Origin of the sequence: Sphingorhabdus sp., assembly GCF_041737645.1 — a bacterium.
GTDB lineage: Bacteria > Pseudomonadota > Alphaproteobacteria > Sphingomonadales > Sphingomonadaceae > Sphingorhabdus_B.
Map to the genome: position 1 here is coordinate 15,604 of NZ_JBGSRI010000033.1, position 15,054 is coordinate 30,657.

The 15,054-nt window shown below is 51.0% G+C and carries 12 protein-coding genes; 7 read left to right on the forward strand and 5 right to left on the reverse strand.

Features of this window, described 5'->3' with window-relative positions; all coding sequences use genetic code 11:
• Positions 1-41: 41 nt before the first annotated feature.
• Complete coding sequence (locus ACEW72_RS04055; protein WP_373475095.1) at positions 42-1,676, forward strand: CTP synthase; 1,635 nt, start codon at positions 42-44, stop codon at positions 1,674-1,676.
• A gap of 191 nt (positions 1,677-1,867) precedes the next feature.
• On the opposite strand, the gene ACEW72_RS04060 is transcribed toward ACEW72_RS04055, so the two are convergent.
• On the reverse strand, positions 1,868-2,350 hold the full coding sequence (locus ACEW72_RS04060) for an Hsp20 family protein (RefSeq protein WP_373475096.1): 483 nt from the start codon (positions 2,348-2,350) through the stop codon (positions 1,868-1,870).
• Positions 2,351-2,772: 422 nt separating this feature from the next.
• On the opposite strand from ACEW72_RS04060, the gene ACEW72_RS04065 reads away from it, so the two are divergent.
• The 6 genes from ACEW72_RS04065 (at position 2,773) to ACEW72_RS04090 (ending at position 10,815) form a co-directional block, all read left to right on the forward strand.
• Complete coding sequence (locus ACEW72_RS04065) at positions 2,773-4,023, forward strand: lipoprotein-releasing ABC transporter permease subunit (RefSeq protein ID WP_373475097.1); 1,251 nt, start codon at positions 2,773-2,775, stop codon at positions 4,021-4,023.
• Entirely contained in the window at positions 4,016-4,687 is a 672-nt protein-coding gene (locus tag ACEW72_RS04070; protein WP_373475098.1) for an ABC transporter ATP-binding protein, read from the forward strand. Before ACEW72_RS04065 ends, ACEW72_RS04070 begins: the two co-directional genes overlap by 8 nt.
• A gap of 25 nt (positions 4,688-4,712) precedes the next feature.
• Positions 4,713-5,201, forward strand: coding sequence for a glutathione peroxidase (locus ACEW72_RS04075; protein WP_373475099.1), 489 nt, complete (start codon positions 4,713-4,715; stop codon positions 5,199-5,201).
• A 73-nt stretch (positions 5,202-5,274) separates the two neighbouring features.
• Positions 5,275-8,751, forward strand: coding sequence for a DNA polymerase III subunit alpha (gene dnaE, locus ACEW72_RS04080; protein ID WP_373475100.1), 3,477 nt, complete (start codon positions 5,275-5,277; stop codon positions 8,749-8,751).
• Between the two features lie 24 nt (positions 8,752-8,775).
• A complete protein-coding gene (locus ACEW72_RS04085) occupies positions 8,776-10,374 on the forward strand; it encodes a long-chain fatty acid--CoA ligase (RefSeq protein WP_373475101.1) in 1,599 nt (532 codons plus the stop codon).
• Positions 10,375-10,377: 3 nt separating this feature from the next.
• A complete protein-coding gene (locus ACEW72_RS04090; protein WP_373475102.1) occupies positions 10,378-10,815 on the forward strand; it encodes a DUF1330 domain-containing protein in 438 nt (145 codons plus the stop codon).
• On the opposite strand, the gene ACEW72_RS04095 is transcribed toward ACEW72_RS04090, so the two are convergent.
• The 4 genes from ACEW72_RS04095 to ACEW72_RS04110 are packed head-to-tail and all read right to left on the reverse strand — an operon-like array spanning position 10,812 to position 14,957.
• Entirely contained in the window at positions 10,812-11,900 is a 1,089-nt protein-coding gene (locus ACEW72_RS04095) for a PA0069 family radical SAM protein (protein ID WP_373475103.1), read from the reverse strand. The genes ACEW72_RS04090 and ACEW72_RS04095 overlap by 4 nt on opposite strands.
• A 42-nt stretch (positions 11,901-11,942) precedes the next feature.
• Entirely contained in the window at positions 11,943-12,470 is a 528-nt protein-coding gene (moaB, locus tag ACEW72_RS04100; RefSeq protein ID WP_373475104.1) for a molybdenum cofactor biosynthesis protein B, read from the reverse strand.
• Positions 12,457-14,235 carry a lytic transglycosylase domain-containing protein gene (locus tag ACEW72_RS04105; protein WP_373475105.1) on the reverse strand — a complete coding sequence of 593 codons (1,779 nt, stop codon included), beginning with the start codon at positions 14,233-14,235 and terminating at the stop codon, positions 12,457-12,459. Before ACEW72_RS04105 ends, moaB begins: the two co-directional genes overlap by 14 nt.
• A complete protein-coding gene (locus ACEW72_RS04110; RefSeq protein WP_373475106.1) occupies positions 14,193-14,957 on the reverse strand; it encodes a uracil-DNA glycosylase family protein in 765 nt (254 codons plus the stop codon). Before ACEW72_RS04110 ends, ACEW72_RS04105 begins: the two co-directional genes overlap by 43 nt.
• Between the last annotated feature and the right edge of the window lie 97 nt (positions 14,958-15,054).

Here is a 15,054-nt window from a genome sequence, read left to right on the forward strand (position 1 = left end):
GCTTGTGTTTTGTCACAAAGGGGCTTTAAGCCTTTCCTCCCATGACACGGTTCATTTTTATCACCGGTGGCGTGGTCTCCTCGCTTGGCAAAGGCCTTATGGCAGCATCGCTTGCTGCCTTGTTGCAGGCGCGCGGATATCGTGTTCGTATCCGCAAATTCGACCCATATCTAAATGTCGACCCGGGCACGATGTCACCTTACCAACATGGTGAAGTCTATGTCACCGACGACGGCGCAGAAACTGACCTGGATCTAGGACATTATGAACGCTTTACGGGTGTTTCGGCGCGGCAATCGGACAATGTTACGTCTGGCCGGATATACCAGACGATCATCCAAAAGGAACGACGCGGCGACTATCTTGGCGCCACTGTTCAAGTTATTCCGCACGTAACGGATGCAATTAAAGAATTTGCGCGGGCCGAAACTGATGATCTGGATTTCGTATTGTGCGAAATTGGCGGGACTGTCGGTGATATTGAATCCCTGCCGTTTATCGAGGCGATCCGCCAGTTGCGGAACGATTTGGGACGTGAACGCACTTTATCTGTTCATGTAACATTAGTTCCTTATATCGCAGCAGCCGGCGAGTTGAAAACCAAGCCTACGCAACACAGCGTGCGTGAATTGACGTCTTTGGGCATTCAGCCCGACGTCCTGTTATGTCGTTGCGAACATCCCTTGCCCGAAAACGAGCGCGCAAAAATCGCAGCTTTTTGTAACGTCAGGAAAGAAGCGGTTATTCCCGCGCTCGACGCGAAAAGCATTTATTCTGTTCCGCTACAATATCATGCCGAAGGTCTGGATATTGAGGTGTTGCGTTCATTCGGTCTGGATGCCTCCGGTATTCCCGACCTCTCGCGCTGGGAAGATATCATTGAACGCCAATCCAACCCGGAAGGGGAAGTTACGATTGGCGTCGTTGGCAAATATGTGGGCCTTGCAGACGCCTATAAATCCTTAAATGAGGCGCTGACACATGGCGGGCTCGCCAATCGGGTGAAGGTCAACATAAATTGGATCGATGCCGAATTATTCGCTCAATCAGAAGCCGAAATTGCGGCCGCGCTTGAACCTATGCATGCTATTTTGGTTCCCGGTGGTTTTGGTGAACGTGGGTCAGAAGGGAAGATTGCTTCTGTAAAATTCGCACGCGAACGTCAGGTGCCGTTTTTCGGAATTTGTCTAGGTATGCAAATGGCGTGCATCGAAGCAGCGCGTAACACTGCCGGAATAGCTGAGGCCTCTAGTACGGAGTTCGGCCCGACAAATGAACCCGTTGTTGGCATCATTACCGAATGGATGACCGAAGAAGGCTTGCAAAAGCGCGAAGTAGGCGGTGATTTGGGCGGAACGATGCGGCTGGGGGCCTATGAAGCAAAGCTGACTGGAAACAGCCATGTCGCCACCATATATGGCTGCACGGAAATTTCGGAACGTCATCGTCATCGGTATGAAGTCAACGCCCGTTACAAGAATGCGCTTGAAGCGGGCGGCCTGTTTTTCAGCGGAATGTCGCCTGACGGTGAATTGCCGGAAATCGTGGAACGTCCAGATCACCCCTGGTTCATTGGCGTTCAATTTCATCCTGAATTGAAATCAAGGCCATTTGCGCCTCATCCTTTATTTGCCAGTTTTGTTGAAGCTGCCGTGCGGCAAAGCCGACTGGTTTAGGGTCGGGGCCCTAATAATAAAAAAGTTACAAAATATTGATACATGACCGCTAACAGGGGTTGTGTAACGACCTGTCACATACAGTTTCTTGTCCAATGGGCCCAATTGCGACCCGGGCTGATTGGATGGAAAGGGCGCATTAGTGCCCGGGGCGACCGAGGAGTCGGTCGCCCCGAATTTTCCTTTGGACCTCAGGCTACTTTCGGGCCTTTTTTCTTGCCTTCATCATGTTCAATGACTGTCGGCGTCGGCTGTACGCCAATTTCAATTTTGCGCGGTTTCAGTGCTTCAGGCACTTCACGAACCAGCGTAACCAGCAGCAGTCCGTCTGTCAGATCGGCATTGGTTACATGAATATGGTCGGCCAATTGGAAACGGCGTTCAAAGTTGCGATTCGCAATACCCATATGAAGAAAATCACGATTGTCGTTGCTGTCCGAAAGCTTGCTTCCGGTTACAATCAATAGATTTTGTTGGGCAGTAATCTCGATTTCTTCTGGCTTGAAACCCGCAACGGCAACGGTAACCAGATAGTCGTTCTCTCCAGTGCGCTCGATATTGAACGGGGGATAATTCTCGTTCTGTGCTGCGCGGCCTGTATTTTCGAGAAGTTCGAACAATCTGTCGAAGCCAACGGTATTCCGACGATATGGAGTAAAATCAAAACGATTCATGTCAAATTCTCCTTAAAGCAATTTGGTTTTGTGCAGGCCCTGAATGGCACCTGCGGTCATGTCTGGACCCTTTTTGGGCGTCCGATTTTCAAGATGGTAAAATCGCTGGAATTTTCAAGAGGACAAAAAACCAGACCGCCTGGATTTTTCCAGACGGTCTTGTTTTGCAGCTTTGCTAGCGCATTGTTTCAGTCCGATGCCGATCCCCACCGGCTGGCCTGTCTTTTCCCCCTGAACCCTCGGCCACTTTGGCTTCGACGAATTCCGGACTGTATTCCGCTCGTAACTTGCTATTTGCAATCTTTACTCACCCGAGGCAGGTGCTTTTTCGAAAGCTGTTGCATCGCTGCAACAACGCTTGCCAGCGGCTTTTGCGACTCCTAAGAGCGCAACATGCCAAAAATATTGAATAAAGATCGCTGATGTTTTTATCCAGATATGAAAAAATGGTCGCGCGCCGTTACCTGTTGCCAAACAAAGGCGAAGGTTTTATTTTTCTGGTCGCCAGTATCAGCCTTGTCGCTGTTGCCCTGGGGGTAGCAGCGCTGATAATCGTAATGAGTGTTATGAACGGTTTTAGGGCCGAACTTTTTGACAAGATTGTGGGACTTAACGGCCATGCAGTTGTGCAGGGATATGGCGGCAGGCTGCAGGACTGGCGGCAGGTGCTGGCGGATGTCAAAGCAACCCCCGGTGTTACCAATGCAACCGCGCTAATCGAACAGCCACTTTTGACCACTTATGAAGGCAGGGTGGAGGCAATTTTGGCGCGCGGTATGTCGGTTGAAGATATTCGCGACAATGAAACGTTAAACGGCAAAACGGTTGCAGGTGATTTAAGGGCATTAAAAGCAGATGAAGACAAAATCGCCATCGGCTCACGTCTTGCACAAAATCTGGGCGTTCAAGTCGGGCAGAGTATTACGATAATCAATCCGGCAGGTCGGACCACGCCTTTTGGGACTGTACCTCGTGAAATATCCTATCAGGTTGCCGCGATATTTGAGGTCGGGGTCTATGATTATGACAAGGCATTCGTCATCATGCCGATCGAACGGGCACAGGTGTTGATGCTGCTTGGTGATGAAGTGGGCATGATCGAGATCAAGACCGAAGACCCCGATTCTGTGAACGAGATATTGCGGCCATTGTTGCCTAAGATTGAAAACAAGGGGCTGATCGTTGACTGGAAAAGCATGAATGCGTCGCTATTCGAGGCTTTGGCGGTTGAGAGGGTTGCAATGTTTGTCGTATTATCAATCATTGTGCTTGTTGCTGTATTCAACATATTGTCGTCGCTCATCATGCTGGTGCGTGCCAAAACTCGCGACATAGCGATTTTGCGGACAATGGGTGCATCACGCAAATCCCTGCTGCGTATTTTTATGACCGTGGGATTGTTGATCGGGACCGCCGGCATCGGTCTTGGGCTAATCCTGGGTTCAATATTTTTGTATTTCCGGCAATCTGTGGTGAACTTCGTGCAGTTTTTAACCGGTCAGAATTTGTGGGACCCCCAAATTCGCTTTCTTACGGAATTACCATCACGGACCGATCCCATGGAGGTTTTGGCGATATGCGGCCTTGCGTTGTTATTCAGCTTTCTTGCGACATTATACCCCGCTCTAAAAGCGGCTAGCACCGATCCTGTGCAAGTGCTTCGCTATGAATAAGATCGTCGAACTTAATGATGTCCGTCGCAAATTTGTACAGGGCGATGTTACAATAGAAGTTTTGCGCGGAATAAACCTGTCGGTGGGAAAAGGCGAACTTGTAGCTTTGCTCGGACCATCCGGTTCAGGCAAATCGACTTTGCTGCAAGCGATTGGCCTTTTGGAAAGCGGGTTTTCCGGGTCGATAAAATTGGACGGTGAAGAGGTGAGTGCGGCGAGTGTAGACCGCCAGACCGAAATTCGGCGCGAAAAGCTTGGCTTTGTATATCAATTTCACCATTTGCTTCCTGATTTTGATGCGCTTGAAAATGTTATCTTGCCGCAATTGATTGCCGACGCCGCTCCTGATGCAGCACATGATCGCGCCACCTATTTACTCTCGCAATTGGGACTTGCCGAACGATTGCGCCACAGGCCGTCGAAGCTCTCGGGCGGTGAGCAACAGCGTGTCGCCGTTGCGCGGGCATTGGCCAACCGGCCCAAGCTTGTTCTCGCTGATGAACCGACCGGCAATCTTGATGAACATACCGCAGATATTGTGCTAGGTGAATTCATGGCGCTTGTCCGCGGAGAAGGATCTGCGGCAATTGTGGCGACACATAATGAACGGCTTGCTGCAAAAATGGACCGCGTATTTCGTTTGCACGAAGGCGTATTGGCTTAGGCAGTGGCTTAAAGGGGATGCAGTAATGTCAGTCTATGATTTCAACGTAAAAATGCCCGGCGGACGTGAGGAAGCAATGGCGGCGCACAAGGGCAAGGTATTGCTGGTAGTCAATACCGCGTCGAAATGTGGGTTCACTCCGCAATATGAAGGTCTCGAAGCATTATATCGAACCTACAAGGATAAGGGTTTCGAAGTCCTTGCTTTTCCGTGCAATCAATTCGGCTCACAGGAACCGGGGAATGAAGAAGAAATCAAAAATTTCTGCTCGTTGACCTATGACGTGTCGTTCCCTTTGACGGCGAAGATTGATGTGAATGGCGCCGAAGAAGACCCGCTTTGGCATTATCTGAAACAGCAGCAGGCCGGACTGATGGGTTCACGCGGTATCAAATGGAATTTCACTAAATTTCTGGTGGACCGCAAAGGCAATGTGGTCGCCCGTCACGGACCGCAGGTTAAGCCGGCGGCATTAGCAAAAGATATCGAGCGGTTGCTAGCGCAAGTCGCGTAATTCGCAAAACTTTCCACAGCCAACCGACAACCCGAAATTGCCGAATCGTTCCGGTCGAGCCTAAGCTCCATTTATGGCCTATGTACCCTTCATACCTTTGCGTGTTTTTTCCGCATATACGATGCTGGAAGGCGCGATCGAGCCTAAAGCCATAGGCGAGACCGCAAAAAAACTGGGTTTTCCGGCAATCGCGATTTGTGATCGCAATGGACTATATGGCGTTATGCCGTTCCAGGATGGCGCAAAGGCGAAAGCTGTACAGCCGATTATCGGCACTCTGCTGGGCGTTCGTCGGCCGTCGGGTGACGGGAAGTTCGTGCGGGATTGGTTGCCATTATATGCCCAAAATGAGACGGGCTATAATAACTTATGCCGTCTGGTGTCGATGGCCCATCTGGACCGGCCCGAGGATTTCGATGCTCATGTCAGTTTTGAACAATTGGATGGACTGACCGAGGGTATAATTGCACTTACGGGAGGCGGCGAGGGGGCAATGACTCGACTGCTGGCGGAAGAGCAGGCAAGTGCCGCCCTCGATTATCTTGGCCGTTTGCAATCGCTATTTCCGGACCGCCTTTATATCGAACTGAGCCGACGATTAGACCCGGTTGAAGAATCAGCCGAAAGTGCGCTTATCGATTTGGCTTATGCCCATGATGTGCCCTTGGTCGCCACAAATCCTGCATTTTTTGCCGAACCGGAATTTTTCGACGCTCATGACGCGATGCTCTGTATCGCCGACGGAGAATATGTCGAAAATCAGGACCGCCGGAAAAGCAGTCGCGAAACATGGATCAAAACTGGCAAACAAATGGCAGCATTGTTCGCTGACATTCCCGAAGCGTTAGCCAACACTTTGGTGGTGGCGCAACGATGTGCGGTCGGCGCCCCTTATCGTAACCCCATTTTGCCAAGCCTTGCCGGTGATCGCGATGCCGAAGATAGGCAATTGCGTGAAGACGCCCGCATTGGCCTTGAAAAGCGGTTACAAATTGCAGGCATTACAGACACAGTGGAGCGGCAGCTCTATTTTGACCGTTTGCAATTTGAAGCTGACGTTATCTGTTCGATGGGCTTTCCGGGGTATTTCCTGATTGTTGCCGACTTTATCAAATGGGCCAAGGAACAGGACATTGCGGTCGGCCCGGGCCGTGGGTCGGGTGCCGGGTCGCTGGTCGCTTGGTCTTTGACGATTACCGATCTCGATCCCATAAAGCTTGGATTGCTGTTTGAACGTTTTCTAAACCCGGACCGGGTTTCGATGCCCGACTTTGATATCGATTTCTGCGAAACGCGGCGGGGCGAAGTTATCCGTTATGTTCAGAAAAAATATGGTTCGCGGCAGGTTGCACAAATCATAACTTTTGGAAAATTAAAGGCGCGCGCCGTTCTGCGGGATACCGGCCGGGTGCTACAGATGAGTTATGGCCAGGTTGACCGCCTTTGCAAGCAGGTGCCGAACCATCCGACCGACCCCTGGGATCTGAAACGAGCTTTGGGCGGCGTGGCTGAACTGAGGGAAGAATATCGGAGGGACGAACAAGTAAAGCGATTGTTCGATCTTGCAATGAAGCTCGAAGGTTTGCCTCGCCACAGTTCAACTCATGCTGCCGGTGTGGTTATCGGCGACCGCGAACTGTCGGAACTGGCTCCACTTTACCGCGATGCGCGTTCAGACATGCCGGTCACGCAATTTGACATGAAATATGTCGAAAGTGCAGGCTTGGTGAAGTTTGACTTTCTTGGGTTAAAAACGTTATCGGTTTTGCAGAAGGCATGCCAAATGCTGGCAAAACGTGGTGTAGCGATAAATCTCGATTTGCTGCCGCATGATGATCCGGCTGTATATGAACTGTTGCAACGCGGTGATACTGTCGGTGTGTTCCAGTTGGAATCCGAAGGTATGCGGCGCACGCTGGCTGCGGTTAGGCCGACAAATTTTGGCGATATTATTGCACTTGTTTCTTTGTACCGACCGGGTCCTATGGATAACATTCCCATGTTCGGTCGCCGCAAAAATGGCGAAGAAACAATAGAATATCCGCACCATATGCTGGAGCCTGTCCTGCAAGAGACCTACGGAATTTTTGTCTATCAGGAACAAGTTATGCAGGCCGCGCAGATATTGGCTGGTTATAGTTTGGGCGAGGCAGATCTTTTACGCCGGGCGATGGGCAAAAAGGTTCAGTCTGAAATGGACGCGCAGCGCGGTCGCTTTGTTACAGGATGCGCCAACCACGACATCACACCAAACCGGGCCAATGAGTTGTTCGACCTGATCGACAAGTTCGCAGGCTATGGCTTCAACAAAAGTCATGCGGCCGCTTACGCCGTGCTGGCGTACCAGACCGCATGGTTAAAAACGCATCATCCCGAAGATTTTTTTGCCGCATCCATGTGCTTTGATATGCACCAGACCGATAAGCTTGGCATTTTTATCGATGATATGCGGCGGCTGGGTATCACGTGCCTTGCGCCAGACATCAATCGCAGCGAGGCGGAATACATCGTCGAAAGTGACGGCGAGGGTGGGCTTGCAGTGCGTTATGCGTTAGGTGGCATAAAGAACGTAGGTGAGCGGGCAATGGAGGTACTGGTTACCGAACGCGAAACGGCAGGTCCTTTCACCAGCCTTGATGACTTTGCCAATCGAGCTGATCCCGCCCAACTAAACCGCCGCAGTCTTGAAAATCTGGCGGCATCCGGCGCGTTCGATACTTTGGAACCAAATCGCGCGGCTGTTCACGCCGCAGCCGAAACATTACTGGCGGCCGCGCAATCGGCACGTGATTCGCGCGTAAGTGGGCAGGGCGGGTTATTTGGTGAAGGCGGAGCTGACGTCGCGCAATTGCGGTTTGATCAAAATTTGCATTGGTCGATTGGTGAACAGATGAACCGCGAAAAAGAAGCCTTTGGCTTTTATTTTTCGGCACATCCCTGCTCGCAATATGACGCCATAGCCGCAAGTCACGGGGCAAAATCCTACAGCGTCTGGTTAGAGAGCGGGCCAATACCCGAGGGTGTTCGTCGTGCCGCCACAATGTCGGCCCTAATCGAAGGTGTGCGATGGCGTGAATCGCGTAAGGGCAAACGGTTCATGGTTGCCGATTTTTCAGACCAAAGTGGTCAGTTTTCCGTGCGTTGTTTCGACGACGCGGTGGGGCTGCAACTGTCCGAATGGTCGAAGGAGGCGGCTTGCCTGCTGCTTTCTTGCGAAATGGATATGCGCGCAGGCGATGAAGTTCCCAGTTTTACGGTCAAGAGCGCAAAGCCACTCAACAGCGTAGTCAGCAATGCACGATTAAAGATGCAATTGGACATCGTCAGTGAAGCTGGAATACTACAATTGGCCCAATTGGTTGCGCCGTTGCAGGGCGGAAGGAGCGAACTGGTTGTAAAAACCCGGACATCCGATGGCAAATGGGCACAAATTTTACTTGGCCGACGCTTCCAGCTGGACGCCTCCATGCTTGAGAAAGTGCAATCAATTGATGGGGCAGGCAATGTAGAGCTTGCGCCAATAGGCCCTGTTTTGGCATTGGTACGGTAATGAACAAAAAATCAGGAGAGAGCAATGCAGGGGAGCATGCAGGATTGGGACCTTCGGGTAACACATTTAATAGATTATGCTGCGCGAGAGCATGGCACCCGTGAAATTGTAACGCGTTGGGCCGATGGCAGCATAGAACGATCTAGCTGGGCCGGCGTCGCCGCGGAAGCGCGCAAATTATCGCAAGCATTTGCCGGATTTGGTCTTCAAAAAGGAGACCGGGTTGCAACCTTTGCTATGAACCATCATCGCCACCTTGCGGCGTGGTATGGCGCCATCGGATTTGGCGGAGTAATTCATACCGTAAACATCCGGCTGTTCGATGAAGATCTGATCTACATCATGAACCATGCCGAAGATAAAGTGTTGATGTATGACGCCGCGTTTCAGCCCATCATTGATCGTTTGAAGCCGCATCTGAAAACGGTTGAGCATTATATTATTTTTGATGATGTTACGAGTTACGATGCATTGATCGGGGCACAGGATGGCCAGTTTGACTGGTCAACAGGGGACGAACGCGATCCGTGTATGCTGTGTTACACAAGCGGAACAACGGGTAACCCGAAAGGTGTTTTGTACCAACACCGCTCGACTATGCTTCATGCTATGGCTGAAATAGCGCCTGCAGTCTTTGACCTTAGCCCCCAGGCTGCTTTGCTTCCAATTGTGCCGATGTTTCACGCGGCCAGTTGGGGGCTGCCCTTTGCAGGGGCGGCGGCTGGCGTAAAGTTTGTATTTTCGGCAACGAACGAAGCGCCGGTTTTGCATAAGTTGATGCTGGATGAGGGCATTACACACAGTGCCGGTGTTCCGACCGTCTGGCTCGCCATGTTCGGGCACCTAGATGCCGAAGCTGCGGCCGGTCGAAATGCTTCGCTTGGCAAATTGAGACTGGTCACTATCGGTGGATCGGCGGCTCCGCGCACGATGATCGAACGGCTGATGAAATCGGGTATTCGCGTTAGCCATGCCTGGGGGATGACAGAAACGTCACCGATCGGAACGATGGGGGCACCGACCCCCAATTGGGATGAACTGACTCTCGACGAACAAATCGACGTTGTCTGCAAGCAGGGCCGGGTTCCTTTTGGCGTCGAATTGCGCGTAATTGACAAGGATGGAAATGTCGCACCTCGCGACGGCGTAACGTCAGGCGCGCTGCAAATACGTGGCCCGTGGGTTATCAAGCGCTATTTCAAGGCAGAGGCCGACACTGCCGACGCAGATCAGTGGTTCGATACCGGCGATGTTTCCGTGTTGCACCCCGACGGTACCATGCAAATAACCGACCGCGTAAAAGACGTTATCAAATCTGGCGGCGAGTGGATTAGTTCAGTCGAGCTCGAAAACATCGCGATCGGGTGCCCCGGTATAGCAGAGGCTGGCGCAATCGGCATTCCCCATCCCAAATGGGATGAGCGACCTGTGTTGATCGTCGTCAAAAAGCCGGGCGCCGATGTAGATGAGGACACAGTAAAGGCTTATTTGGCGGAACGTATAGTCAAATGGTGGATGCCTGACCGGGTCCTATTTGTAGACGAATTGCCCCATACCGGCACTGGAAAAATTCAAAAAGTGGCATTGCGTCAGCAGTTCAAAGATTTTGTGTTGGAAGGATAAGCGATGACTGACGTTTTTATCGACCCGACGCGAGAAGCATTTGATTTGTTCAAATCATTGCCGCGTGATGTACCAATCAATATGCTGAATCTTTTGCGATTCAACGAAGTCGCGAACTACCCGCCCGATCATCCCAATGCAGCACATGGCTGGAGCGGCATGCGCGCATATCAGGAATATGGCAAGACCAGTGGACCAATTTTCCAACGGGTTGGCGGCACGATCATTTGGCGTGGCAAGATGGAAGCTATGGTGATCGGACCCGATGACAAGCAATGGGACTCATCCTTTATCGCGCGTTATCCGAATAGCGCGGCTTTTATGGAAATGGTAACGGATGCCGAATATCGAAAGGCAGTGGTTAACCGACAAGCGGCTATCCAGACCAGCCGCTTGATCCGGTTTAGACCGTTGGATGGCGACGATACCAGCTTTGGCTAAAATAGACTGAGTTGACGATCGTTGGCCGCCGCGACAAACAGGTCGCTGCGGACGTTCCATTTTGATTTATTAAGTGCATATTTTGCCTTGGCGATCCGGACCCGTGTTCGGATCAATTCAGCCCATGCTCCCGTTCCTTGCATCCGGCTAAAAAATGCAGGATCATTATTTTTACCGCCGCGCAGCTCGCGAATGATATTCATTACTTTGGCGGCCCTGTCCGGAAAATGAAGATCGAGCCAATCTTGGAATAATGGCGCCACTTCATGGGGAAGGCGGATTGGAATCCAGGATATACTCCGCGCGCCATATTCTGCAGCCGCTTCTGCAATGGATTCAATTTCATGGTCGGTAATGGCGGGAATTATCGGTGCTATATTCACATGAACATAAATTCCGGTGTTGGCCAGCTCGCGCACCGCTTCAAGTCTTTTCATTGGCGTTGAAGCCCTTGGCTCCAATATACGCGCCAGCTTTGCGTCAAGCGTCGTGATCGATAACGCCACCCCGGTCAGATCATCTTTTGCAAGATTTGCCAGTAAAGCGATATCTTCGGTTACTTTTGCTGATTTGGTAGTGATGACAATCGGATGACGTGTTTCAACCATAACCTCCAATATTTGTCGTGTTATCCGGTAAGTCCGCTCGATAGGTTGATACGGATCGGTATTCGTACCGATTGCAATGGGTGCCGGTTTATATCCGGCCTTTGAAAGCGTCTTACGCAACAAATTTGCAGCGTCGGGTTTGGCAAAAAGCCGGCTTTCAAAATCAAGTCCCGGAGACAGGTCGTGAAAGGCGTGACTTGGCCTTGCATAACAATAAATGCAGCCATGTTCGCACCCGCGATAGGCGTTGATTGAGCGGTCGAATGGCAAATCCGGGGATGTGTTGAAAGTCACAATGGATTTGGGATGTTCCTCGATAACGCTAGTTCGAAGTCGCGGCGTCTCTCCATCAACCATAATATGTTCGTCACGCCAGTCATCATCTACAGTACGACTTAGCAGATTGAAACGAGTTGGAGTTCGATTTGCTGTTGAACCACGTCCGTATATTGCATCGGGATGGCTGGATTTTTGCATCCACATTGTTTGGCAGAATGATTAGAACAAATAAAGAACAATTTATGTTTCGCGCAACCTCGGCATCAATTCTACAAAGTTGCATGGGCGGTGGCGACTATCAAGTTGATGCAGCAATATCTGGTCCCACCCGTCTTTGACCGCTCCGTTCGAGCCGGGCAAAGCGAATATATAAGTTCCGCGCGCCAATACGGCACATGCGCGTGATTGTATCGTCGACGTACCGATACTGGCAAAGCTGAGCCAGCGGAACAATTCACCAAAACCAGGTATATCCTTCGATTTTACCTTATCCAAAGCCTCCGGCGTAACATCGCGGCCAGTCAAGCCCGTCCCGCCTGTTGAAATAACAACATCGACCCGCTCATCATCAATCCAATTGTGCAGACGTGCCGTTAAAAGGGCGACATCATCACGCAGGATGGCGCGTTCGACTATTTTATGTCCCGCGCCGACAATCCGCTCGGCAAGTAAATTCCCGCTGCTATCGTCATCAACTGTGCGTGTATCCGACACGGTCAGAAGTGCGATATTTACCGGTTTGAAAATTCTGGTTTCATCGAGCGGCAATAGATCCTCCTGATATCCGACGAGCCAACACATTTCCGTTGCTATCGGGAAACTCGGGCCAGAGAAATTGGGCGAGGCCAGTTAAGCTGCCCGATGCCTTGTTTTCCCGCATTTCGTAAATCCAGTAATTTCGCAATATGATGGAAACATAGCCCCGGGTTTCCCAATAAGGAATTGATTCAACGAACAATAATGGATCGCCATTGTCGCGAATTTCCAGATTCCATCGCGTCACTGGTGTCGGCCCTGCATTATAAGCCGCGATGACTTTAGGCAATAATCCACCCGTAGCGGGCATATCTCGCAATTTTTCAAGATAAGACTGCCCATATTCCAAATTAACGGAAGGACGATCCAGTTCAGTGGCGGCAAAACTGATACCGCGAACACGAGCGATATCTTTCGCGGTTCCCGGACGTACCTGCATTAGTCCACGTGCGCCGGCAGGACTGACAACATCGGTCCGGAATGCGGATTCTTGTAATGCGTGGGCGTAAACAAGCGAAGGTGCGACGCGCCAACCGCCGCTTGGTTCCCAATTTGGCATAGGATATCGCGCCATCGCGCTGCTTTTGTCGCGAGAAGGACCGTAATGGCCCAGCCAATATTGCGTCGATGCAAGATTGAGAGAACCGGCGAGCTGCGCGATATTTCCATGCTGACTAGCGTCACCGATTTTAGCTTGGTAGCGCAATGCTTCATCCGCCAGTTTAGTTTGCCCGACTTCGGTAAGCGCAACCGCTAGAACCGCGTTTTCCTGACGCTTTAGGTTGTTCCAATCGAGTTTAGAAATTCTTGCCGCTTTACGCGCGATCGGATCCATCCCCAAGGATTCACTCGCGAGCAAGCCATAGAGAGTTTCAGGAAATTGTGCGGCTCGCTGCATTCGGGGCTGTACTTGATGTGGCTGTTTCATCGCCATTGCGGCGCGCGCGCTCCAAAACAGTCCGGCAGCTTTCAGATCATCATTCGCAGCCTGACGCGACACCGTGTCAAATCCGTCTAATGCGTCTTCAAAGCTCTTCAATCTCCAAGACGCCAAGCCATAAATCCATGACGCTTGTGTACCCCATTCTCCGCCTCCGACACGAGCAACAGAAGACAGGCGCTTGGCCGAAGCATCATCATTTTCGATATAATAGGACCAGGCAACGCGATATCGTAACTCGGTCAACGCTTCGACCGATAACGCATCAGCTTTGCTTTCAAGCAAGGTCTCTGCCGATAATGGATCGTCGTTTTTAATAAACGTCTGTAACTCTTTTCTGAAGGAATCGCTGGCTACGTTCTCAGGCAATTCTCTTTTAGGTGCCCCGCCGAGCCACGCAAAACGCCGTGTTCCGGGACGGTCTGGCAAGCCTTCGGCGCCCCGTTTCCGCGCCATAGATGCCAACTGTTCCGCTTGCGGCAAATAAGGAGCACTTATTAGCAAAGCCTGTAATTTACCGGCATCCACTTTTGGGCTGTTTGGGGCCAGATACAATTCGGCCCTGGCCATTGCGACCATCGGACCCGGTGGTGCTGCGTCGATCAATTTCGATGCTTCTTCCCACTTTTGCAATCTGATTGTTGTATAAATTTCTGTAAAGGCCGCCTTTTCCGAACTGTTCAAAACTGTTGGAGCAGGTTGTGCCGATACTATCGCACGAAAGCCTTCGCTCGTATTTGCATGGGCCGAAAAAGGTACAATCGATGCAATCAGAAGCCCAAGGCCGATTTTGTTCACAAGCCAGCCCTTTGCGCGAACATTTGCAAATCCCGCCAAGCCAGCGCCTTTTGAGCAGGGCGTGCGATCAAAGTCCGGGGATGAAAAGTCGCCATGGCCGTCATGTTGTTGCCGTCATGGTTAATATTCGCTAAAATTTGCCGTGTTTTCAGCAGTTCTTCGCCGAGTAGAGCATTACATGCCGATGAACCGAGCAGAATGATGGATCGGGGATTTACCAAAGCAATTTGGTGTCGCACAAAATCCGTCAATTGGGGTAGATTTTCTTCTGGAATATCGCCTGTTGATGGGCGTGTCGTTGCAAGCGCAGTCCAATAACAGCTACTCAAATCAATATTGATTGCGGCAAGCATCCGGCCAAGCATGGTGCCCGTAAAGCCACCGTTCAGGGCACCCGAATCCAGATCATCGACCTCGGGTAAATCCGAAATTATCATGACATCGCAATTTTCAGGTCCAATCGGTGCAACCGTCCTCACGCCGAACGTGTTGCAGGGTAACTCGGCACCCTCAGCAACCATTTTTTTAAGTATTTCAATGTCATTTGGCCATGCCATTTTCGTTTTCAATGGCGGGGCAATGCTTGTTTCATTGGTTTTAGCTCGCACTATTGAGCTACTTTCCTCAATTTCCTTGACGCTATCACTTGCTAACCAATTAACGGGCTTATCATCCACAGCGCCTTCTAAACCCGCAAGTTTCCACCATTCGGCAAAGGATTCAGCCAATCGGGTGGCGGTGTTTTCTCCTTGCTGTTCCATTTTTCCATTCAGTCACTGGTTGACGGCGGGGTCAATTGCTTGGCATGGCAATACTCCACAGGCTGTTCGGAAATCGGGATGGCCCGAATTATAGATG